Annotated in this window: 19 protein-coding genes (2 of these 19 cut by a window edge); 16 read left to right on the top strand and 3 right to left on the bottom strand. The window is 53.4% G+C overall.

Annotation, left to right across the window (positions count from 1 at the left end; translation table 11 throughout):
- Positions 1-582, bottom strand: the 5' portion of a protein-coding gene (locus ACQ0MK_RS15865; RefSeq protein ID WP_430473423.1) for a LysR family transcriptional regulator. The gene continues 315 nt to the left of window position 1, outside the view; 582 of the gene's 897 nt are visible here — the first part of the coding sequence; the start codon lies at positions 580-582; the stop codon falls past the left edge of the window.
- 97 nt (positions 583-679) lie between these two features.
- On the opposite strand from ACQ0MK_RS15865, the gene ACQ0MK_RS15860 reads away from it, so the two are divergent.
- A complete protein-coding gene (locus tag ACQ0MK_RS15860) occupies positions 680-1,321 on the top strand; it encodes a class I SAM-dependent methyltransferase (protein ID WP_430473422.1) in 642 nt (213 codons plus the stop codon).
- Between the two features lie 138 nt (positions 1,322-1,459).
- Entirely contained in the window at positions 1,460-1,813 is a 354-nt protein-coding gene (locus ACQ0MK_RS15855; protein ID WP_430473421.1) for a hypothetical protein, read from the top strand.
- Between the two features lie 563 nt (positions 1,814-2,376).
- On the opposite strand, the gene ACQ0MK_RS15850 is transcribed toward ACQ0MK_RS15855, so the two are convergent.
- Positions 2,377-3,576, bottom strand: a complete 1,200-nt coding sequence (locus ACQ0MK_RS15850; protein WP_430473420.1) for a glycosyltransferase — start codon at positions 3,574-3,576, stop codon at positions 2,377-2,379.
- Positions 3,573-4,073: a MarR family transcriptional regulator gene (locus tag ACQ0MK_RS15845; protein WP_430473419.1), complete on the bottom strand. Its 501-nt coding sequence runs from the start codon at positions 4,071-4,073 to the stop codon at positions 3,573-3,575. Before ACQ0MK_RS15845 ends, ACQ0MK_RS15850 begins: the two co-directional genes overlap by 4 nt.
- Before the next feature lie 326 nt (positions 4,074-4,399).
- Here ACQ0MK_RS15845 and ACQ0MK_RS15840 point away from each other — a divergent pair, with 326 nt between their 5' ends.
- From ACQ0MK_RS15840 to rfbC, 14 genes are all read left to right on the top strand, one after another.
- Entirely contained in the window at positions 4,400-6,190 is a 1,791-nt protein-coding gene (locus ACQ0MK_RS15840; RefSeq protein ID WP_430473418.1) for a type I secretion system permease/ATPase, read from the top strand.
- Positions 6,187-7,569, top strand: coding sequence for an HlyD family type I secretion periplasmic adaptor subunit (locus tag ACQ0MK_RS15835; protein WP_430473417.1), 1,383 nt, complete (start codon positions 6,187-6,189; stop codon positions 7,567-7,569). Before ACQ0MK_RS15840 ends, ACQ0MK_RS15835 begins: the two co-directional genes overlap by 4 nt.
- A gap of 340 nt (positions 7,570-7,909) precedes the next feature.
- Positions 7,910-8,704 carry a calcium-binding protein gene (locus ACQ0MK_RS15830; RefSeq protein ID WP_430473416.1) on the top strand — a complete coding sequence of 265 codons (795 nt, stop codon included), beginning with the start codon at positions 7,910-7,912 and terminating at the stop codon, positions 8,702-8,704.
- Positions 8,705-8,776: 72 nt separating this feature from the next.
- Entirely contained in the window at positions 8,777-11,017 is a 2,241-nt protein-coding gene (locus ACQ0MK_RS15825) for a glycosyltransferase family 2 protein (RefSeq protein WP_430473415.1), read from the top strand.
- Complete coding sequence (locus tag ACQ0MK_RS15820) at positions 11,014-11,859, top strand: class I SAM-dependent methyltransferase (RefSeq protein ID WP_430473414.1); 846 nt, start codon at positions 11,014-11,016, stop codon at positions 11,857-11,859. The genes ACQ0MK_RS15825 and ACQ0MK_RS15820 overlap by 4 nt, the downstream gene beginning before the upstream one ends.
- The gene (locus tag ACQ0MK_RS15815; protein WP_430473413.1) at positions 11,856-13,118 is read left to right on the top strand and encodes a glycosyltransferase family 4 protein; all 1,263 of its coding nucleotides are present in this window, start codon (positions 11,856-11,858) and stop codon (positions 13,116-13,118) included. The genes ACQ0MK_RS15820 and ACQ0MK_RS15815 overlap by 4 nt, the downstream gene beginning before the upstream one ends.
- Before the next feature lie 19 nt (positions 13,119-13,137).
- Positions 13,138-13,923, top strand: coding sequence for a hypothetical protein (locus ACQ0MK_RS15810; protein WP_430473412.1), 786 nt, complete (start codon positions 13,138-13,140; stop codon positions 13,921-13,923).
- Between the two features lie 84 nt (positions 13,924-14,007).
- Complete coding sequence (locus ACQ0MK_RS15805; RefSeq protein ID WP_430473411.1) at positions 14,008-16,203, top strand: hypothetical protein; 2,196 nt, start codon at positions 14,008-14,010, stop codon at positions 16,201-16,203.
- Positions 16,190-17,512, top strand: a complete 1,323-nt coding sequence (locus ACQ0MK_RS15800; RefSeq protein WP_350047717.1) for a glycosyltransferase family 4 protein — start codon at positions 16,190-16,192, stop codon at positions 17,510-17,512. The genes ACQ0MK_RS15805 and ACQ0MK_RS15800 overlap by 14 nt, the downstream gene beginning before the upstream one ends.
- 38 nt (positions 17,513-17,550) lie before the next feature.
- Positions 17,551-18,741 (top strand): polysaccharide pyruvyl transferase family protein, encoded by a 1,191-nt coding sequence (locus tag ACQ0MK_RS15795; protein WP_430473410.1) that lies wholly within the window; start codon positions 17,551-17,553, stop codon positions 18,739-18,741.
- 112 nt (positions 18,742-18,853) lie between these two features.
- Complete coding sequence (galE, locus tag ACQ0MK_RS15790) at positions 18,854-19,849, top strand: UDP-glucose 4-epimerase GalE (protein ID WP_430473409.1); 996 nt, start codon at positions 18,854-18,856, stop codon at positions 19,847-19,849.
- Positions 19,850-19,944: 95 nt separating this feature from the next.
- Positions 19,945-21,150: a polysaccharide pyruvyl transferase family protein gene (locus ACQ0MK_RS15785; protein WP_430473408.1), complete on the top strand. Its 1,206-nt coding sequence runs from the start codon at positions 19,945-19,947 to the stop codon at positions 21,148-21,150.
- A 91-nt stretch (positions 21,151-21,241) separates the two neighbouring features.
- Positions 21,242-22,438 (top strand): hypothetical protein, encoded by a 1,197-nt coding sequence (locus ACQ0MK_RS15780; protein ID WP_430473407.1) that lies wholly within the window; start codon positions 21,242-21,244, stop codon positions 22,436-22,438.
- Positions 22,439-22,441: 3 nt separating this feature from the next.
- On the top strand, positions 22,442-22,500 hold the 5' portion of the coding sequence (rfbC, locus tag ACQ0MK_RS15775) for a dTDP-4-dehydrorhamnose 3,5-epimerase (protein ID WP_430473406.1). 550 nt of this gene lie beyond the right edge of the window; only the first 59 of its 609 coding nucleotides appear in the window; it begins with the start codon at positions 22,442-22,444; the stop codon falls past the right edge of the window.

Raw genomic sequence — 22,500 nt, 5'->3', positions numbered from 1 at the left:
AACGTTTTGCCCAATATCATCTGGTGACTTAGGCCGTCCAATTTGATCAAGATATTGCTTGGTTCCATATAGATGAGCCGACGAATTGATGAGCCGCTTCGCAATTAAATCGGGCTGATTTGGCCTGCCATGACGAATGGCAATATCAGCCTCTCGACGTCGGAGGTCTTGGACTTCGTCTGACGAAAACACTTCGATCTCAATCTCTGGATGTTCGTGCCGCAAAGCTAAGACGATCTCGGGCAACGTGTAAGCGCAAAAAGCATCACTTGCCGTGATCGTAACTTTTCCGGCGACAGATTGAGCATTTCCCATTGCAGTCAAAGTTAATTGATCAGCAGCATCTCGCATTGATCTAACGTATTCCAACAGGTGGAGCCCGTTATCAGTAAGGACCAGAGACCTTCCGACCCGATCGAATAAAGCAACGCCGAGGTCGCCTTCAAGAGCGGAAACGTGACGACCGATGGTGGGCTGCGAAAGCCCGAGTTTTTCGGCAGCAGCGGAGAAAGAGCCGGTTTCTGCTGTCTCAAGGAACGCCTGAGCCTCGGTCCAGTCGAACGACTTATTTAATTTTGCCATACAAAAATGAATATCATAAGTCCATCTTTTCGCAATATCATTTTCATTGGTGAATAAGTATACAAAGAGCCTTGAATACAAACAAAGGGCCGCATTGATGCACGAAGGCGAAAAATTCTGGGACAAGGTAGCGAGACGTTACGCGGCAAAACCGATTGCCGACATTGATGCCTATGAGCGTAAACTTGAGCTCGCGCGAGGGGTGCTCGAGCCAGATATGTGTGTTGTCGAGATCGGATGCGGCACCGGTTCGACGGCAATTCGACTTTCACCTTACGTAAACCGAGTCGACGCGATTGATGTATCCTCGGCAATGCTTCGGATCGCAAAAGAACGAGCCGAGGAAGCTGAAGCCCGGAATGTTGAATTTCTAAAATCGTCTTTCGAAGAGTTTGATGTCGATGCCGGGCGTTACGATGCGGTGCTCGCGCACAGTATTTTGCATCTCGTTCCTGATTTGGACGCCAGACTTGCAGGCATCGCACAATGGTTAAGGCCAGGTGGCGTATTTATCAGCAATACGACCTGCATAGCCGAGGTCAATCCGATCATTCGTAGTTTTCTTCCGCTTGGCAGTGTTCTCGGTCTTGTACCTCCCCTCAACGTATTCACGCGCTCCACGTTGCGACAGAAGATATTGGCGGCAGGTTTCGAAATAGACTTCGAATGGCCCTTGAAGCATGGCCTGTTCTTAATCGCTACAAAATCGGCAACAAAGGCCGGAGATGTCGTTGGTTAGAGGCGGTTGAGAGAGGCTCTGATCCTATTTCGAAGACTTCAACGACAATAGCTGTGACGCGATGAGACGCGCATGTCTGATCGTCGGTTGGATTGTCGCAATCCTAAGACTTACACATTCACAATGAGAGATAGAACAATGAGAAAATTCGCAATCACACTGCCAGTTCTGCTTTTAACCGGTTGCGAGCTTGGAACGGCATTGACGAATGCAGGTACTGAAAAAGCGCAGTATAAATCCTGCATCATTAATCAGATAGAGGGCCTGCAGTCGAGCCCCGGCATTGAGGGAATAGATGCAGAGGTCACGACCGACCGAGCGATCATGGCCTGTAAGCACCGAGAAGAAATTTATGTGGTGGAAATGACGGACTTGGCGATGGTGTTGTCAGGCAACATGGTGAAACGAGAAAAGTTTCTGGAAGATGAGGAAGCAAAATTGCGTTCTGACCTTCACGATTTGGCTCAGGAATTGGTCATCGACCGAACTTAGCGAGCGATGGTTGAGCTGGGCCAAAGCTTGATCACATCCCCCATGACGGGAGGACAGCGTGACGGGCTGACGCGCCATTTAGTTCGGGCGTCTGCCGATGAAGTGTTCAAAATGGTAATTCATGAGACCTGATAGGAGCGTTGTCAGCTAATCATTAGCCGACTTTGGCGCTCATGACTAAAAATGTCCGCTTACACATCGTAACCAGACGAAATGCCGTTACCCTTAGCTGGTCTGCTTGTAGCCAAAAGCAGTAATGGTGCCAGAATTGAGCAATTGCTCATAATCGATTTTGTAGGCGATAGATATAAGCTGGGCTTCTTTAACAAGAGTGGCAGGGGGGGCTGACTGGCAAATGCAGCCGACGCCGAAATGATCAAAGGCAAGAACGTCCCAATGCTCAGCATATATCGCCACAAATGATGGTTTTGCTTCTTATCCATATCAGCCGTGCAATCCAAAATTGAAAAGATCAGAGGGTAACTTTGGAATGTCGTCCTGTCTGACGCAAGGAAGAAAGGGATTGTGGATGTTTTTGCTCAGGTACTGTGAGGCCGTGGAATTCACTGGCGAGACGAAATTAGCCGTTCGATCAGTCTGGTTTGCTGTTCCAGACAGTTTTGCAGGGCAAAGTTTCCGGCAATGGTGCGTCTTGCTTCCTGACGCAGGGGTGTGAGAGTTCCGGGTTCTATCAGGCAGAGCTTCATTTTCTCGACCAAAGCATCGCTGTCCCAGAAGTCGGTCAGAATCCCGTTATAGCGGTCCTTGATGATATCAAGACAAGGCCCGGTATTTGAGGCAATCACCGGTGCTCCGCATGCCATGGCTTCAAGCACGGACCAGGACAGAACAAACGGGTATGTCAGGTAAATGTGGGCAGCGCTGATTTGAAACAGGCGGATTAGTTGTTCATGGGCAATTTGACCAAGAAAATTGATCCGTGACGCATCAAGACCGGTTTCTTCGATCATAACATCACGCCATTTCCGGCCATCACCGCGTGGTGTACCGTAACTGACACCATCGCCACCGGCGACGATGAATTGGACGTCCGGGTCAATGGCCGCAAGCTTTGCCGCGGCGCGCATGAATGTCGGGAACCCGCGATAAGGTTCAAGGTCACGGGCAACGTAGGTAATGACTTTATCGCCAGCGCTGACAACCTTTCCGTCGGGCAATGTCAGTTGTGCCTCCGGGTTGGGGCGACAACGATGGATGTCGACACCATCATGGCAGACACCGATTTTGGGTTGATAGGCAGACGGAAAAGCTGATTTTTGCCAGCGCGTCGGGCTTATGGCGGCATCTAGATGATCAAGTGTTGCAAGTTGTGCGCTGTTGCGCAGGCGAAGCTGGGTTCTTTTCGCCAGCGTGACCTTATCTTCGGGGGCGAAACCGACATCGCGCCCATATGCATGATAGTAATGTTCGCAATAGCCCAGCAGCGGTGTTTTGGGCAAGACATCGCGGGCAAAGATCATGCTGCCCCAGCCGATATGGCCGAAGACTATATCTGGGGGGCCTTCCTGACGGACCAAGGCATCAAGTGTTGTGGCTGCTTGTAAGCCAAGTTCCTGGTGATAGTTGGCAAAGGGAGTTGCCGGAGGTGGGGGTGTAATGCGTTGGCGAACTGTTCGGATCCCGGGCAGCCGGACATTCATCGTTTCGCACAGAAAGGTAACCTGCCATCCGGCATTCGCCAGATGACAGGCTAGATGTACGAACTGTCCCGGCCCATTACGATGGACAAAGACAATTTTCATCGACGATTTCGGACTTCTGGTGTCGAGAGGGCGCTATTCATTGGGATGCCGCCATAACGGAGAGTTTGCGTCCAGAATTCTTCCAGCCGGCGTAGGGTGCGTAAGGCCGTCTCCATTTCCTGTTGGTCTTCGAGATTGCTGGCCAGTGCATCGTGATATTCTTCGTGAAACTCATGCAATGCTTCACAGAGTTCATGGCCTTTGGTGGTCAGTTTGATCCGTGCGGAACGCCTGTCACGCGCCATGATCTGGCGTTCGACATAGCCCGAATCGGCAAGCTGTTTAAGGTTGTAGGATGCGTTCGATCCCATGTAATGGCCGCGATCAAGAAGATCACGCACCGAGAGTTCATCTTCGCCAATGGTGAACAGCAGCGCCACTTGCGCGGGGCTGATGTCATCCTTGCCAAGTCGAATAAGATCTACCCGAAGCAGATCCGCAAACCGCCGATATATGCGCTCGACAGTGTTTGCCAGTTCAAGATGAGTGACGGTCATATTGTCCGATCCGTTATCTGGTCCCAAGCGAGAGTTGATGCCAAGCCCTTTGGACTAGACACAATTATCGTGTGGGGGAAGATAACGGGACGTGGATCTTGAACATTTTTCCGCACGTCCCTTACTTCCCGCAGTTTTGCTCGTAGTTAAGAAGTATTTCGAAAGTGTTTTTATTTTTGAAATACTTCCATTATTTTGTTTTTTACATTGCCAAATCATCAACATGAGATCGACATATTTAAATTTATTGTAGAACATCATGCCATCGCAACTATGTGAGTAGATTGCGGAAAAACTATGACTTTTGATTAATTGGATGAAAATCAATGCATTTTGGCCGCAAGAAGCTGGCAAAATCCGCGGAAAACAAGGGCGCGAGATCAGAGCTTGATGCTGGCTCAGTGATCAGAGAAGTCCGATTCACGTTCGTGCGCGGACTGGGTTGGGCCGGCTTTATGAGCGGCTTTATCAATGTGCTGCAGCTGACGGTCCCGCTGTTCATGCTGCAAGTACATGACCGGGTTATTAACAGTCAAAGTACCGATACGCTTTTGCTGTTGCTCGCAATTGCTGTTGCCGCGATCATTTTGTATGGCATCCTTGATTTCCTGCGCGCACTTGTGTTTCAGGAAATGGCCAAATCGCTTTTGCGCCGTCTGAATCTGCCTGCCATTTCGGCGGCAATGCGCGTCGCCCTTGAAAAGGGATCCCTGCACGGAACACAGGTCCTGCGCGATCTGTCGGACCTACGTAATTTCATCACCGGCACGACGATCAGTGCGCCGCTCGAAGCAATCTGGTCACCGATCTTTTTGGGCGTGATGTTCGCGTTGCATCCCTATTACGGTATTGCCGGGCTGGTCGGGGTCTTGCTTCTGGTCGGGCTTAGCCTGTTGGGTGATTTGCTGGTGCGTCAGGTCACAAAGGAAGGTGCGGACGCCAATTTACGCAATATCGGAGATATCGGATCGACCGTTTCAAACGCCGAAGCGATTGAAGCAATGGGCATGTTGCCTGCACTTTCGATGCGCTGGCGTCAGTCGCAGATCCATGCCAGCGAGCTGCTTGATATCGGCAATATGCGCAGCAAAGGCATGTACAGCATCACCCGATCCGCACGGTTTGGCCTGCAGATCCTTGTTCTGGCGATGGGGGCTTATCTTGTCATTCGCGGCGAAACCTCGCCCGGTGCGATGATTGGCGGCACGGTCATTATGGGCCGTTTGCTGTTGCCATTTGACAATGTGACGCGCGACTGGCGCGGCTGGGTTAGTGCGCTGTCGTCATGGAAGCGAATCCGCTTGATGCTTGAAGAAAGCCAGTCGGAGCGCGAAATCAGACCAGCCCCGCGTTCCGAAGGGCCGCTTGTCGTCGATAATCTGGTCTATGCGGTGCCCGGATCAAATGTGCCGGTTCTGCGCGGGATCAATTTTGAATTGCTGCCCGGTGAAATTCTTGGCGTGGTCGGGCCGTCGGCAGCTGGTAAATCAACCCTGTCGCGCGTGCTGGTCGGGGCTGCCAAACCCGCAGCAGGTGGCGTTTATCTTGATGGTCACAGTACCTATTTGTGGGAACGCGGTTCGTTTGGCGACATGGTTGGCTATCTGCCGCAATCGGTGTCGCTTCTGAACGGGACAATTCGCGAAAATATAAGCCGGATGCGCGATGCGAATCCGCGTCGTGTCATCGATGCGGCCCGTGCGGCTGGCGTGCATGAAATGATCGGGCGGCTGCCGCTTGGTTATGACACACCGATTGGTGCCGGAAGGCATACGCTGTCAGGCGGGCAGCAACAGCGTATTGCGCTGGCACGTGCGCTGTATGGCTGGCCGCGTCTTCTGGTTCTTGATGAACCCAATGCCAATCTTGATGCCGAGGGTGAGGCATCCCTGATCCGGGCGGTTCGGCAGGCAAGTGACGCCGGGGCGATGGTCGTTCTGATCGCGCACCGCCAAAGCATCATGCAATACGCCGACAAGCTGCTTGTGATGCAGGATGGCCGGGTCAAGCAGTTCGGTGAGCGAACCGATGTGATCCGCAGCATGACCAAGGAAGATGAAGACATCAAATCCCTGCCTGCTGTGAAACGCAGCCGGCAAAATGGAGGTGCCGCATGACCCGTGTCATCAATGCCGACGATGGCGGTGCACTTATTCCGACCGAAGATCCGCAAATCTCCTGGCACCAGATTCTCGAAGAGGAACGGCAGGCTTCACGCCAAAGTCTGCGCAAACCGATCATTGCCGGGCTGGCTGTTATCATCCTCGGGTTTGGTGGCTTTCTGACCTGGGGCTTTACCGCCGAGCTTGATAGTGCGGCTGTCGCCACCGGTTCGGTGATTGTCGACTCCAAGAAAAAGGTCGTGAACCACTATGAGGGCGGCATTCTCAAAAAGCTGCTGGTTGAAGAAGGCGAAAAGGTCACGGCGGGGCAGACGCTGGCATTGTTGGATGGGACACGTAGTGAATCCGAACTTGGGCAACTGCGCGGGGAGCGATTCGGTCTTATGGCCAAACTGGCACGGCTGCGTTCTGAGCAGCGTGGTCAGGAAAGCATCGCCTTTTCGCAGGAGCTTATCGCAAGTGACGAACAATATGTCGCCGATATCCTAAGTGATGAGCAAAGCCTGTTTGGCAAGCGCAAGGAGGTTTATGCCGCCAAACGCAATGCACAGGCAAAGCAGATCGAACAGTTTGAAGCCGAGGCTCAGGCACTGGTGTCGCAAATCGATGCCCGGACCCGTCAGGAAAAGCTTGTTGCCGAACAGCTTCAAGGCATACGGCAACTGGCAGACAAGGGTTTTGCAACACGGACCCAACTGGTCGAGGTGGAAAATAACTGGTCCGATCTTGTCGGGGATATGGGCGAGTTCAAGGCGCAAAAAGCCGCCGCGCAGCAACAAAAAGCTGAGGCGGAAATCAATCTCGCCTCGATTGAAATGGAATGGCAAAGCGACATCGCCACTGAAATTCAGGAAGCCCAGATTGCTCTGAATGACGTCACGCAACGTATTCGTGCCAGTCAGGACGTGCTTAACCGACTTGAGGTCAAAGCACCGCAAGGCGGAACTGTGGCGAACATCCAGATCAGAACACCCGGCGGTGTGATCAGTCCGGCAGAGCCCATCATGGATATCATTCCCGAAGATGAGCCGCTTGTGATCGAAGCACGGATCAACCGGCAGGATATCGACTCGGTCCATGTCGGATCAAAAGCGCAGATTCGCCTGACGGCTTATAGTCAGCGGCGCCTTGCCCCTCTTGAAGGTGAAGTGCTTTATGTCGCACCCGACCAGACTGTCGACGAGCAACGTGACAGTTCCTATTACATTTTGCGTGCGGCCATCGCACCAGAAGAGCTGGCAAAACGCGAAGGCATCAAATTGCGGCCCGGGATGCCGGCAAATATTCTGGTTCTCAAAACTCCGCGCAAGGCAATTGACTACCTTATCGACCCGATTGTCCAGAGCATGGACCGGGCTTTCCGTGAAGAATAAGCGGCCTGAAAAGGGTATCGAACAAACAAGGCTGCCCCGTTTTGCAACGGGTGCAGCCTTGTTCTTGTAAATATTGATCGAAATTCAAACTAAATAAAAACAAAACAGAAACGAATATTGTTTAAATATTATATCAACAATTACTATTAACTTTGAAGTAAGTCATAATGTTGACAAAATAATACCATGACAATACCATCCATAAAATAAGTAAAAGAATGTAGTCTTTCTGAGTGGCCGTTCTGGTTCGGTGCTCAGATTGACCGGAGGGAGCGGCCATCCTCTCGTGAGGGAAACATCCCCGCGATGTCAGTAATGTTGGGACACGAAGGAGGATTACATGGCAACTCTCGAAGGCGGCGCCTTTGATGATGCGCTTCTCGGATCTCGTTTCAGTGACGTCATCTTTGGACGTGGCGGAGACGATACTATCTTCGGACAGGGCAATGACGACGTGCTGTTTGGCGAAGAAGGCGATGATGCCTTGTTCGGCGGATCGGGCGACGATGTTGCGCTTGGTGGCGAAGGAAATGATGTCCTGTTTGGTGGATCGGGTGACGATGCACTGATCGGGGGCGACGGCAGCGACCTTTTACTCGGTGGCTCCGGTGAAGACGTTCTGTCAGGTGGTGCGGATTCCGATACCATTCTTGGCGGTTCGGACAATGACGTTCTCGACGGCGGATCAGGAAGCGATATCCTGATCGGCGGTGCAGGTGACGATATCGTACTTGGCGGTGCCGGGGACGATGTCATGCTTGGTGGCTCTGGGAATGATGTTCTCCAGGGTGGCGAAGGTGACGACGTCATGCTTGGCGGCTCCGGGGACGATGTCCTCGAAGGGGGCGCGGGCGACGATCTTCTGTCAGGTGGTTCAGGTGGAGATACATTCGTATTCTCCGGCGGCGGCGGCAACGACGTTGTTCTGGACTTCCATGCTGGCGACGACATGCTTTCCATTAGTAGCAATATTAACGACACCGGCATTGAAAGTGCCGATGACGTTGCTGCGCGTGCAACGCAAGTTGGTGCCAACACGGTTATTGACCTTGGTAACGGTGATTCCATCACCCTTAACAATGTCGATGCAGAAGACGTACAGGGCGATCCGGATAGCTTCTTTAGCGTCCAGTAATCCGACGAAGGGCGTCCGCAGTTGCGGCTGCGGACGTTTCGTCCTGAACTTCAAGTTAAGTGAAAGATGATCATGCTTGAATTTGCTTCGTCCGATGCTGTGCGGACGACCGGCGAAGCGCCGGACGTTTGTCTGCTCAACCCCGAAACTTTGATGCTGATCTGGGATACACCGACCCGTCTGTGGGAGGTTCCCCGGCTGGAAACAGCTGATGGTCACGCGATTTCACCGCAGGCGACTTTGCGTCTTCCGCTCAATAGCGGGGGAACCCGGTTACTGCGTGTAATCCGCCGTCCCAAGGACGAGCCGGTTTCGTTTCTGGCCGAGGCGGGCACACTTGGCCGCAAGGACGAAATCACCGTTGAACCCGATGGTGATTTTGAATTTGCCAATGCATCATTGCTGGTTTCCGATGTGACGCCTGCGGGTCGTTTATCGCTGGTCTCGACGCTGCTTGGCATGTGGGCAAGCATGTTCCGTCTGCGTCTGAGCAAAAGTTACAACCGTTTCCTCAATGACTTGGTTTCCGAAATTGTTGAACGTCCGCAGCGCGCCCAGGCGCTGGCAATACTGTCAGACCAGAAAATGCTGGTTGCAGCCGGGCTGCCCGAAGCTTTCAACGATATCGAAGCCGTTTTTATTGTTTCCCCGTCTGGTTTCCGCCGTCTGGCATTGTTGCCGCACACCAGTCATCGCGGGCCGCGCGGGCAGAATCTTGCCTATATGATTGCCGATCGCGCCGGAACCGAAGACGGTGCCTATCTGGTAGTGACCGGTGTGCGGACCTTGGCCATTCGCAAACTTGCCAGTACGACGAACCTGCCATCCCTGTCGCGTTGGTGGCAGACGCGAGGTAAGTCCGATGCGGACCTGCGGGAATATATTATTGGCGCACTTGCACGGTCTGACATGAAGGCCAGCAAGGCCGCGATTGAATTTCAACTTCGTTGCCCGCTTTCCAGCCAGCGCGTTGCAGGCGGCGGATCGCTTCCTAGTGGTGAAGTCGATCTTGCCGTTACAACAGCACGCGGCACCCTGATCGGGGGGTGGTACCGTGATCCTGTCAATATGATCGCAAGTATCGATCTTCTTGATAGTGATGGCGCAGCCCATCCATTTGGCGATGGTTTCTATCGTTATTCCGGCAATGTCCAGGACGAAGATCAGACAGTTCCCGCAACCGGGTTTGTCGGGTTCTATGAAAACATCCAAAGCCCGGTGCCGATCCTGCAGCCGCGAAGCGTGATGCGCCTGACATCGGGAAACCGTCATTTGATGGTGCCACCGGCTCAGCCGATTGACGTGGCTGAGGCGCGTGCGCGGATTTTGCGCGCCGTGCCGCCGCAACACCTGACCGATGAGATCATCGAAAACTGTCTGGCCCCGGTTATTGGGGATTTGCAGCAAAAACTGATGGGCGCTGCAACAGTTGATCGCGTCATCGAAATGGGCGTTTCGCATGCTGATCCGGATGTTTCGATTATTGTGCCGCTTTACCGGGTCCTTGGTTTCTTGCGCGCCCAAATTGGTGCTTTTGCCTGCGACCCTTGGGTGGCGGCGAATTGTGAACTGATTTATGTGCTGGATTCGCCCGAACAGGCCGAAGAATGTGAACATCTTCTGCGGGGGCTGCACATTTTATATGGTATCCCGATCCGTTTGGTCGTTATGACACGAAATGGTGGCTATGCGCGGGCCTGCAATGCCGGTGCGCAAAACGCCCGCGCCCATCTTCTGGCGATGCTTAATTCCGATGTGATCCCCCATACGCCGGGCTGGGCACAGGGGCTTGCATCGAAAATGGGTGGTCCCGACGAAGTTGCCGCCGTTGGGCCGAAGCTTCTGTTTGAAGATGGCTCCATCCAGCATGCGGGCATGTATTTCGCACAAAGCGAAAGCGGTAAATGGCTGAATTACCATTACCACAAAGGCATGCCCGACCAGTACCGCGATGCCAATGTTGAACGATCAGTTCCGGGGATTACCGGCGCATGCATGATGTTGCATCGTGACGCGTTTGAATCGGTCGACGGGTTTAGCGAGGACTACGTAATCGGTGATTACGAAGACAGTGATCTTTGTTTGAAAATCCGTAAAGCCGACTTTGACATCAAATACATCCCCGATGTCAGCCTTTACCACTTTGAACGCAAGTCGATCTCGACCCATGTCGATTACATGCGCGGCGTCGCTGCCGAATATAACGCATGGCTTCACGCCGCGCGTTGGCGCGGGATGCTTGAAGACATTCATGCCAATGGTGTTCCCCAGCAACGTTCAACTGCACAATCCAAACAGGGAGCCGCAGCATGAGTCAGGTCTTAGCCTTGTCCGAACATCAATCCCCGGCCGCCAATTCGGTAGATGAAACGCATCTCGACTGGTTGTGTGAACAGATCATTGCCAATCATTTTCTGCCGGTGCCGCCAGAAGAAGCTGTCTTTGTCGGTGATGGCGATTATCGGATGATCGGCGCGGAATTTCTTGGTCATTTCGTTCGGCGTGCCGGTTTGAAACCGACCGATGATTTTCTTGATATCGGGTGCGGAATCGGTCGGATTGCCGTGCCGCTTACCCAGTTTCTTGATCCGAATGAAGCGATCTATCGCGGCCTTGATCCGGTGGCAAACGGGATCGAATGGTGCAAACGATCGGTCACACCGGTCTATCCGAATTTCCGGTTTGAAGCGCAAGACATCAAGAACGCGCTTTATAACCCCGAAGGGTCCATCGGCGGACGCGGCATGCGATTGCCTTTTCAGGATGGAACGTTCGATTTCACGGCAATGATTTCGGTGGCAACCCACCTGCCGCCGGAAGAAGTCGAAACCTATTGTTCCGAGGTATTTCGCGTGCTGCGTCCGGGCGGTCGAATCTTCCTGACAGCATTCATCATCCGAAGTGAAGATGATCCGGCAAAATCGGGAAGTGATGCCCGCCTGTCCGGTTTTGAAAAGGCGGATGGTCAACCGTGTTGGTATTTGCGTGGTGAAAATCCGATGGCGGCTGTCGGTTTTGATGATGCGTTTATCGACAATGCTCTGACGGCATCCGGCTTTGAAATCCGGACAAAAAGCTTTGGCAACTGGCGGGGCGAACCCGGTGAACACTATCAGGACATTCTGATTGCCGAAAAACCCCGGAGGTCCGCATGAACCCCCGCATTATGGTGCTTGCGCACAATCATCCTGATCTGCATCCCGGCGGGACGGAAATATTCGCCCATGATCTTTTTCATGCGTACAAACGGGCGGGATGTGATGCCCTGTTTGTCGGGGCGACAAACGATGTCCATCGTGAACGCCGCCCGGGAACCAGTTTTCAGGCAATCAATGATGCCGGTGATGAGATGTTGTTCTGGGCTGGGCATTTTGACCGGTTCAACATGTCGCAAACCGATCTTTATGCAGTGGCACCGGACTTCACCCGACTGCTGAAAGACTGGGACCCGGATGTTGTGCATATCCACCATCTGGTTCTGTGGGGCATTGAATTGCCGATGCTGATCCGCCGCGTTTTACCGCATTGTCGGATCGTCATGACCCTGCACGATTATTATCAGATCTGTCCGAATGACGGGCTGATGATCCATCGGGCCACCCGGAAACGCTACAACAAGGCAGACGCGGTTGGTCGGTCCTGTGGGCTTGATGGCTTTACCCCGGATCAGTTTGCGATGCGGTCGGTCAATCTGCGCAATCATTTGCGTGTTGTGGACCAATTCATATCACCCAGCGAGTTCCTCAAGGAACGCTATGTCGATTGGGGTATCGCTCCGGAAAAGATCGCGGTTGTGCGCAACGGTCGTCTGCCGGTTCCCGCCGCGCCAAAACGCGATATGGGGCCAGGCATGCCCAATGTGTTTGGTTATTTCGGCAATCTCAATCCCTGGAAGGGGGCGGATGTATTGCTTAAGGCCAGCCAGATGCTGGTTGAAGACGATGTTGATTTCAATCTTCGTATCCATGGCGACATCCTGTTTCAGACCACCGAATTTACCGAACGGATGGAAAATCTTTTCACTGCAACCGGCCGACAAGTTTATCGCCTTGGCGCCTATGAGCGTCAGGATATTGCCGATCTGATGGCAGGTGTCGATTGGGTCATTGTACCGTCGATCTGGTGGGAAAATGCCCCACTCGTCATTCAGGAAGCTTTCCAGCATGGCCGGCCAGTGATCACCAGCGGCATCGGCGGCATGGCTGAAATGGTGCGTGATGGTCATGACGGAATACATGTTCGCCCGGATGATCCGGCGGATCTGGCGCGCGTCATGAAGGACTGCGCAACCAATCCCAAACTTTGGAAAAAACTGTCAGGGCACGTCCGTGCACCGGCGGCGATTGACGATGTCGCCCAGGAACATTTGACGATGTTTCGCCGGTTGATCCGCCCTGATTTTGTTGCCGCTTGATTTTACCCAGGAGGGCTCCATGGCACTCGCCGAAAAACAGACGGTCGAAGACAATGCCCAACCGGCAGCTACAAACCCGGCTGCCCCGATAGATGCAAAATCAGCGACACCGACCCTTGAAGGACGGGTTGATGCCATTGATCAGAAACGGCTGTTTGGCTGGGTCTGGTCGCCGGAACGTCCCGATGCACGCGTTGAAGTCGTTATTCGTCTGAATGGTCATGCCTTGCTGCGTGTCTCGGCGGAAAATGAACGCGTTGATTTGCGACGCAACGGTATTGGTGATGGCAAACACGCCTTTGAGGCCGAATTGCCTGATGCGGCAATGGCCAATGTCGAAAGCCTTTCGGTATGCGCGGTCATCCCTGAAACCAGTGAAGAAATTGATCTGAAGATCCCGTCACAAAGCGAACAGGAAGCGCACACTGCGCTTAATGCGCCACTTGGCAAAATCCTGGATCGGCTCGACCGGCTTCTGGCGGCACAACACATCCTGCAGAACGGTCAACGTGAAGCGGCCAAACGTCTGGTCAGCGCGTCAAAGCGCATGGACGAACTGGCATCAGCCGATGACGGGATCGAGGCCGGTGTTCGGCTGGTGCGTAGCGGTCAGGAAGAACTTTCAAGCCGCGTCGATGAACTCGAAGTGTTTCTGGTCCGCTTCGACAAGTCACTGGGCGGGTTTGACGAACGGCTGTCGGTTTTAACAGCACGTCATACCAATGACCTTAGAACGCCGCTTCTGGTTCTGTCATGCCTGATTGGTGTGACCGCAGGGCTGGCGATTGGCGCCTTTGTCTGGTGATCGCAAGAACATGACGCATTTCACACTGCAAACAACACACATCCGGAAAAACGGCAAACACCGCAAACACAAGGAGGCCCGGGCATGAACGAAACTGATGGAATGCCTTTGGATGGCAGGACTGTCGTCGCCGCCTTGGTCGATGAAGGTCTGGCACTGATGGTCGGGGTCGGCAATGCCCAGCCTGCCACGATTGATATTTATCTCAACAGCCAGACAGATGCCAAAATTCAGGCGTCCGTCATCAGCTGGCGGCGCAATGAAACCGATCAGGAAAATGCATATGGTTTCGTTGCCCTGTTGCCGATGAAGGATGTATCCCAGCGTCGCCTGAAAACGGCCTTGTTCCGTGGTGCGGGCAAACCCCGGGAATACCGGATTGAAAACCGCCAGCAGCGCGTTGAATCCATTCTTTCCTCGGTTGCGGATCAGTCCGGTCCGGCATTTGCCACAGTCATTGACGGTGTGATCGAAGCCCTGCTTGCCGGGGACCCGGACAAGAAGCGCCTGCGCAAGGTGGCCGCCCTGGTTCAGATCGCAGCACGCAGCAACGGCTTTATCGAGGTTCTTGGCGGTCTTGAAGAAGGCGATGTCTATATCCAAGGTTGGTCAAGCGACTTCCCTGTCGGGCGGACCCGTGTGATTGCCATGGACGACGCGCCGATACTGGCTGAACTGACCAGTGCCGATTTTCAGCGCGATGATCTTGGCGAAGAAGCATCCGGTGTGACCGGGCTCATGATGGGCGAAAAGCCGATCAATCCCGGCAAGCTCAAACGGGTTTATTTCCGGGGACGCGAAGGCTGGTATTCCATCGAAGTCTACCAGCAGCGTGTTCTTGTCGCGCCGCCTGATGTCCCGGCCCATATCCGCTCGGTTCTTGATCGGGTGCGTGCGCCGGAAAATATCCTGAACAAGCTGCAAATGGCCGCACATCGGTTTGATGGTCGTGACACAGTGTCGGAACTTGATCGGCCTGTGCGGATCGGGATTGATTTCTCGCTTTTGATAGAAGGCAGCGGGGTCTTGATTTCCGGCTGGATGCTGGACCCGGATCGTTCGGCTGAGAATGTCATGCTGCGGGTTGGCGGAGAAGCTGTTCGTATCGATGATCACTGGACGCGGCAATCGCGCGCAGATGTCACCGGGGCCTTTGCCAATGACCCGATGTTTTCGGGGCTTAATCCAGCGCGAAACAATCATGGTTTCCTTGTTTTTTGCCCACTTGAAGACATCCCGGCATCTGATCAGCCGGTATATCTTGAACTTGGTCTTTCTGATGCATTCCCGGCTTATTGCCCGTTAAACCCGACCCGCGCATCAGCGCGTCAGGCTCTGTCACGGGTCTTGCCGTCACTTGATCCGCGTTCGGTTACGGCATCCAACAGCATTGAACGCCAGTTTGGCCCGATGTTGCAGGGCATGACAGCCCAAAACCCCTATGCGGTCGATACCCACGATATTGGCGATTTTGACGAGGATGCACCGGTCACGCTGGTGGTCGGTGTTGATGACACCATCAATGATATCGGCGTGACCATCGCACTTCTGGGGCTTGATCAGGCAACCCGTCATTTGCCGATTGTCATTGCCGGTCCGGTTGAAAGTTTTGATCAGGTTGGCAGCGATATGCTGCGCCTTGCCGCCTTTTACAAACTCAATACCCGGATCGTCTTTGCCGAAGGGGTCGAGGATTTCTGTGACGCGCTTGAAGTCGGGGTTTCCGCCACCAATTCGGAAACCGTCGCTCTCGTATCGGCCCACATTCTGCCACGCGATGACGGCTGGTTTGATCAGCTGCTTGCGGCCTATCGCAAGCGCGGCAGCAAGGCATTGGTATCGCCAACAATCCTGTTTGAAGACGATTCCGTGCGCTGGGCGGGTACATGGATCGATGGCGATGCCAAGGGCGGACAATATCTGTCGGATCGTTACGTTGGCTATCCGTGCGCGGTACTTGCCGATGCCGAACCCGAAGAAGTCAGTGCCGGGACGCTGGAATGCTGCATCCTGCCGCGTAAGGCATTTGTCGATATTGAAGGGTTCACCCGTGGCTATATCGGCCCGGCTGAAAAAAGCCTCGACCTTGCGCTGAAGTTGCGCATGGCGGGCACGCCATCCTTCTGGATCCCCGAAGTAGAAGTACTGGGCAGCGAACAATCCATAAGCAACGTCCCTGCCTGGGAGGAACTTTCGCATCGTCTTGACCGCTGGGCGTTTGATCGCCGCTGGTCATTGGTCGTCTCAAACCTGCGGAGTCACAACAATGCCGTCGACTGATTTGCGTGTCCTCGTAATTTCGCATGGCCATCCCAGCATCTCGCTGGGCGGGGCCGAAGTGGCCTCATACAACCTTCATAAGGGTTTGAACGCCATCGAAGGGGTGGAAAGTTTCTATCTTGCCCGTGTGGGCAATCCGGTGCCACGCCATGGTGCATCCGCATTGATGAGCCTGCGTCAGAAGGATAATGAAATCCTGTATCACGCGGAGAACTATGATCACTTCCTGCTGTCAAATGGTAGCACCGATGAAATTGATCGTGATTTCCTGCGTTTCGTGCGGGATTACGAACCCGATGTGGTTCATTTCCATCACTATCTTGGCCTTGGGCTTGAGACGATCTACGCGATCCGCGAAGCCCTGCCCGAAACGGCGATATTCTTCACATTCCACGAGTTTTTGACCATCTGCCATAACCACGGACAGATGCTCAAAAGCGGTGGCACCAAGCTGTGCAACCGGGCAAGCCCGATTGAATGCAATGGGTGTTTCCCCGACATTTCACCGGCATCCTTCCTGCGCCGGGAACGGTTCATCAAGGCCATGCTTGAACTGGCCGACCATTATGTGTCGCCCAGTGAATTTCTGGCCAACCGGTTCATCGATTGGGGCATGAAAGCCGAAAAGATGTCGGTGATCGAAAATGGTCTGGACATCAATGAACGGGCCAAGGACCGCCCGCTGTCAAAAACGCAGTCACGCCGGTCACGTTTTGCCTTTTTCGGCCAACTGACCATGTTCAAGGGCGCTGACATCTTACTTGATGCGGTGGGCCGTGTTCCCGATGAAATCTGGGGCGATGATGCACGGTTGATGATTTTTGGCGGCAATCTTGATCGGCAACCTCAAGAATATCAGGACAAGGTCCATGACCTGATTGAAAAGGCCGGTGATCGGGTCCGCTTTTACGGGGCCTATCAGAACACCGAGATGCCCAAGCTGATGGAGCTCGCCGACTGGACGATCATTCCGTCGATCTGGTGGGAAAACTCGCCAGTTGTCATTCAGGAAGCCTTCTTCCACGGCCGGCCAATGATCTGTTCGAACATTGGCGGGATGGCCGAAAAAATCACCGATGGCGTCAATGGTCTGCATTTCCGTGTTGGCAGTGCCGAAGACCTGGCCGACCGCCTTATCGAAGTTCTTAGCGACAATAAAGTCTGGGACCGGATGCGTGGGGGGATTCCCCGTGTGACGACCTATCAGGAATGCGCCGAGGAACATCTCGCGCAGTATCGGGAGGTTCTGAAAACGCGCCTGCAATCCGTAAAGGCTGCTACGCCACAAAGCGTGGCAAGCACGGCATGAATTCAGAACAAAAACGTGATCAACCAAGGAGACACAATATGGCGCGCGTTCTCGTAATGATCCCGTCGGGCGAAGTCTACGACCACGACTGCGTCCGGTGGTACAACTATCAGGATGTTCAAAAGAGCATCAATCATTACCACAACATTGGTGATGCTTTCGTCTTTGATTCATCTCTGAAACTGATGAACTACGACAAGCTTGGTGTCCTGCCGATTGCCGACCCCAAGATGGAAGACATCGACCGCCTTCGCGAGGAATATGACTATGTCTTCCTGCGCGGCTCGAACTACATCCATTCCGATATGGACTGGCGCAATACCATTGATGTTCTCAAACGGTTGAATCTGCCGGTTCTGGGTTTCGGGATTGGTGCGCAAGCCCCGGTAAAGGGCAAGATCGAACTGTCTGAACAGACCAAAACCGTTCTGCACATGATGGCCGATTCAACAACATCCATCGGTGTGCGTGGCGCTTATACAGCACAGGTTTTATGGGATATTGGCATTACCAATGTCCGGATCGTCGGGTGCCCGACGGCCTTTCGTCAGAACAATCCCGACATGCGCATTAAATTGCCGTCACTTGAAAGCGTGAAAAATGTTGGCATCACGCTCCGCCGTGAAGTGTCACCGGCATATGCCCAGGATATTAAACGCTATCTGACCTTCCACCGGGATCTGGTCAAACATCTTGCCGGTAGGTTTGATGACATGACCCTGATGGCGCAGGGCGAACCCGAAGAAAAGAAACTGGTCTTTGGCTCCAACGTCCAGCGCGAAGAAGCCATGCAGGCGCTTAAAAACAATGACTGGGTCAAGAACTGGTATCTCGATGACACGATGGAACGTCTCTATCGCGAGAAACTGTTCTATTCCGATGTGGTGTCGGATTACGAAGACCTCGTACGTCAGAAGGATTGTGTTCTCGGCTATCGCCTGCACGGCAATCTGATGGCGTTGTCGAACGGTGTTCCGTCGATCTATTTCACCTATGACAGCCGGACAGTCGAATTCGCCGAAACCTATCAGATCCCGTCTTATGACGTGTTCTCGGAAAAGGAATTCGTGCTTGAGGACTACTGGAAACAGGACCTGTTCGATAAGTTCAACCGTGCCTGGTTCCAGACCTACCGCGAGATGGCGCTGTTCCTGACGGAAAACAACATTGATCACAAAATGGTCGATGTCATGAATGCCGACAGGCAGTTCGAACGAAAGGTCGCATGACCCCATCCGGTACAGCCATTTTGACGGCTCCGGTATGGAGCCATGATCGGTGGCTGTGCCTTCCCAGATATGTCCGGAAAAAACCGGGCGAAATCAACAAGGAGACATCGCAATGACTGTACTTGTAACGGGTGGCGCAGGATATATCGGTAGTCACGCAGCACTGGCACTTCTTGATGGCGGACGCAATGTCGTCGTTCTTGATAACCTTTCACAAGGATATCGTTGGGCCGTTCCCACAGGGGCGGCGTTCGTTGAAGGTGATTGTGGTGATTATGATCTGGTGCGCCGGGTTATTGCCGAACATGATGTTACGGCAATCATGCATTTCGCCGGCTCAATCATCGTTCCGGAATCCGTGATCTATCCGCTGGATTACTATTACAACAACACGGTGAATTCCCGCGCGCTGGCGCAGGCTGCTGTTGATAGCGGAATCGAACATTTCATCTTTTCATCAACAGCAGGTGTTTACGGCGAACCCAAAACCACCCCGATCCTTGAGGACTTTTCGCTCAAACCGATCTCGCCCTATGGCACATCGAAGATGATGACCGAGAAGATGCTGGCCGATGCCGCGATCGCCCATGATCTTCGCTATGTTGCACTTCGCTATTTCAATGTTGCCGGTGCGGATCCAAAAGGCCGGTCAGGCCAGACATCCCGCAAAGCCACGCATTTAATTAAAATCGCCAGTCAAACGGCGACGGGTGCGCGGCCTCAGATGGCAATCTATGGCGAAGATTATGACACACCTGATGGAACATGCATTCGTGATTACATCCATGTCAGCGATCTCGCCAAGGCGCATATTCTCGCACTTGAATATCTTGAAAAAGGCGGCGAAAGCGACGTGATGAATTGCGGTTACGGTCGTGGCTTCTCCGTCAAGGAAGTCATCGGTGCGGTTAAACGTGTTTCAGGTATTGATTTCGCGGTGGAGCGTGCCGAACGCCGTCCTGGGGATCCGGCAGCACTGATCGCAGCTGCCGACCGGGTTCGTGAAAAGCTCGGCTGGACACCGGAATATGATGATCTCGAAGCCATCGTGCGCCACGCGCTTGATTGGGAAGAAAGCCTTAAAGCACATCAGGTGGATGCCGCCTGATCAAGGTGCCATCCATCCTGCACCAACAAACACGAGCAACGGTTCACAGTAATGCCGGAAAACGGCCCGAACCAGTATCGCAGGAGTTTACGAAAATGGACGAAACACTCCCGACCGGGAATACCAAACCACGCATCGGCGTTCTGATGCCCGCAGGACGGGTTGAAGGCGAAATTGGTGTTGTGACCCATACCTGGAATGCACCGGAAAAGGCAAAGACGCTGTTTACCAATATCGGTGACTGCTTTGTCTATGACTCTTCACTGCGCATTCTTGATTATGCCGAACTGTTCCCGATTTATGTGCCCGCCGACGGCAAACTTTCCGAAACCCAGATCGAAAAAATCAACGAGCTTGATTACCTCTTCCTGCGCGGTTCAAACTATATCAACACCAATGGCCAATGGGACCCGATTACCGCTGTTCTTGAAAAGACCAAGGTGCCGGTGATTGCCTTTGGCATTGGTGTTCAGGTGCCCGACAATTCCGAGGAATATGTCAACGAGTCAACCAGGCGATTCCTGCAACTGATTTCCGATCGGTCAACCACACTTGGTGTGCGCGGCAATCTGTCGAAAAAGGCGCTGAATTCCATCGGCATCAAAAATGTTCGCATCTTCGGGTGCCCGACGGCGTTTCGTCATTGCAAGCCGGAACTGAAATTGCCCCGGATCGAAGCATCCGCGATCAAAAAGATCGGCTTCACCCTGCGTCGCAAGACGCATGGTTTCCAGACATTGCAACGCTACATGCTGCGCACACTGGCCGAACGATATGATACCGAAATTCTCTGTGCTGGTGAGCTGGAAGAAAAGCAGATCTATTATGCCCGCTCAAAACAGGTCGAAAACTATGATCAGGTCATGGATGACGCGGTTGCCAAATTGACCGCTGAAAAGTGGCTCTATGGTCCGCGTGATCCGCTGCTTGGTCTTTATAAATCATCGCTTTCGGTGTTCGAAAGTGTGGTCGATTTCGAAAAGGCTGAACAATGCCTTGATGCGGTGACCGGGTTCCGTTTGCACGGCAACCTTCTGGCCTTGGCCAACGAAGTTCCAGCCCTTTACGTCACCTATGACACCCGTACCCGGGAATTCGTCAAGACGCTTGGGATCCCGTATATCGACGGGCGTTACATGGACAAATTCTCGTTCGAGGAAGCTTGGGACAATGCCGATTTTGATCTGTTTGAAAAAACCTATCAGAAGCGTTTCGGCGAACTGAAAAAGTTCCTTGAAGAAAACAGCATGTCACACCGTCTGGGCTCGACCCCGGCCCCGATTGTCGCAGAGGCGGCGTGACATGCTGACTGGCGCGCAGCGGTTCCCCAAAACCGCTGCGCGCCGACTTTTCGACGACACCCTCCATTCGACCATTATAAGGAAACCTTTCGTGCGCACGTGGATCCGATCAAGACGTTTTGCTGGACTGACGGCGTTTATTGCCGGGGCGTCACTTGGTGGCTTCATCGGATGGAGCCCTGCGGCACAGGCAACCGAGGTCACGGTTTCGGGGCCCGAAACCGTCATCTTTGACAGCGACATTTCGGGATGTGACAACCATCATTTACCCGACTCTCCGGCAAGGGCCTTTCGCAATGCCAAGGGCGAGATGGTCCTGTTTGCGCCCAATTTTCAAAACCGTGCATTTGTTGGCTACGGCTTTGACAGTCTCAAGCCTGATTGCGACAGCCGTTTTATGGCCGCCGGTAAGCCGCTTCCCGAACTTCTTGATGACCGGACATGGTTGCAGGCGGTCTATACAAATGACGGGCAGGAAGTCTATGCCCTTGGCAGTGCCAGTTTCATGCCCTATCGCCATGACATGCCGTGCGAAGGGCGCACCAAACGCACCGATTGCTGGATCAACGGGTTGGTGACATTGAAATCCACCGACGGCGGCAAGACATTTGACTATCTCGGTAATCCGCCGCACCACGCACCGTTTCCACCACCAGAACCTTATCGCGATGATCGCAAGCGCGCGCCAAGTTACGTGACGGTGACCAACATCATGCCATGGCAGAACTATCTTTATGCCATTGTCTGGCGCCGGGCGGATAACTGGGAAGAATCACGCAACTGTCTTGTCCGTGCCCCGGCCAATGATCCATCGCGGTGGGATGTCTGGAATGGCACGGCTTTCGAAGAAGCAGCCGTTCTCGGTGAAAAAGGATGGACAGTGCATAAGACGGAATGTGCACGTGTCGGGCCGGTCGGTGTTTCGTCGATCCGCGGCTTGGTCCGCGATGAAGCAACCAACAGCTTTATTACCGTCTATCTCCATCGCATCCGGAAAAAGGACGCGCCAGATATTGCCGGTTTCTTCTATTCGGTCTCCGATGATCTGAAAAACTGGTCGGAGCCCAGACTCCTCTATCAACAACCGTTGCGCCGGGATGCGGATAAAGGTGATCCGTTTGTCGCCTATCCGGCAATCATTGATGAAGACAGTCGGGATCGCTTGTTTGGCACCGTTGATAATGACGCCAGCCTTCTCTTCGTCCGTCTGGTGCCCAAACCTTACAAAGACCGCTGGCGTGTTCCGCGCCAACTGATCCGTGTTCCGATCACGATCAAGGAGGACTAACCAATGCCTATGGAATTTAATGCATTTGATATTGATGGCCCGGTTCTGTTTGTGCCCAACCG

This window comes from Thalassospira lucentensis (assembly GCF_050516545.1).
Classification (GTDB): Bacteria; Pseudomonadota; Alphaproteobacteria; order Rhodospirillales; family Thalassospiraceae; genus Thalassospira; species Thalassospira lucentensis_C.
The sequence above is the reverse complement of the archived record's forward strand: the minus strand, read 5'-3'. Positions and strand labels throughout refer to the sequence as shown.

Excerpts from the sequence above, each read along its gene's own strand:
- ACQ0MK_RS15860 (WP_430473422.1), top strand. The coding sequence starts at position 680 with ATGCACGAAGGCGAAAAATTCTGGGACAAGGTAGCGAGACGTTACGCG.
- ACQ0MK_RS15840 (WP_430473418.1), top strand. The coding sequence starts at position 4,400 with ATGCATTTTGGCCGCAAGAAGCTGGCAAAATCCGCGGAAAACAAGGGC.
- ACQ0MK_RS15830 (WP_430473416.1), top strand. The coding sequence starts at position 7,910 with ATGGCAACTCTCGAAGGCGGCGCCTTTGATGATGCGCTTCTCGGATCT.
- ACQ0MK_RS15825 (WP_430473415.1), top strand. The coding sequence starts at position 8,777 with ATGCTTGAATTTGCTTCGTCCGATGCTGTGCGGACGACCGGCGAAGCG.
- ACQ0MK_RS15820 (WP_430473414.1), top strand. The coding sequence starts at position 11,014 with ATGAGTCAGGTCTTAGCCTTGTCCGAACATCAATCCCCGGCCGCCAAT.
- ACQ0MK_RS15810 (WP_430473412.1), top strand. The coding sequence starts at position 13,138 with ATGGCACTCGCCGAAAAACAGACGGTCGAAGACAATGCCCAACCGGCA.
- ACQ0MK_RS15785 (WP_430473408.1), top strand. The coding sequence starts at position 19,945 with ATGGACGAAACACTCCCGACCGGGAATACCAAACCACGCATCGGCGTT.
- ACQ0MK_RS15815 (WP_430473413.1), top strand. The coding sequence starts at position 11,856 with ATGAACCCCCGCATTATGGTGCTTGCGCACAATCATCCTGATCTGCAT.
- ACQ0MK_RS15805 (WP_430473411.1), top strand. The coding sequence starts at position 14,008 with ATGAACGAAACTGATGGAATGCCTTTGGATGGCAGGACTGTCGTCGCC.
- ACQ0MK_RS15835 (WP_430473417.1), top strand. The coding sequence starts at position 6,187 with ATGACCCGTGTCATCAATGCCGACGATGGCGGTGCACTTATTCCGACC.
- ACQ0MK_RS15800 (WP_350047717.1), top strand. The coding sequence starts at position 16,190 with ATGCCGTCGACTGATTTGCGTGTCCTCGTAATTTCGCATGGCCATCCC.
- ACQ0MK_RS15855 (WP_430473421.1), top strand. The coding sequence starts at position 1,460 with ATGAGAAAATTCGCAATCACACTGCCAGTTCTGCTTTTAACCGGTTGC.
- ACQ0MK_RS15850 (WP_430473420.1), bottom strand. The coding sequence starts at position 3,576 with ATGAAAATTGTCTTTGTCCATCGTAATGGGCCGGGACAGTTCGTACAT.
- galE (WP_430473409.1), top strand. The coding sequence starts at position 18,854 with ATGACTGTACTTGTAACGGGTGGCGCAGGATATATCGGTAGTCACGCA.
- ACQ0MK_RS15845 (WP_430473419.1), bottom strand. The coding sequence starts at position 4,073 with ATGACCGTCACTCATCTTGAACTGGCAAACACTGTCGAGCGCATATAT.
- ACQ0MK_RS15795 (WP_430473410.1), top strand. The coding sequence starts at position 17,551 with ATGGCGCGCGTTCTCGTAATGATCCCGTCGGGCGAAGTCTACGACCAC.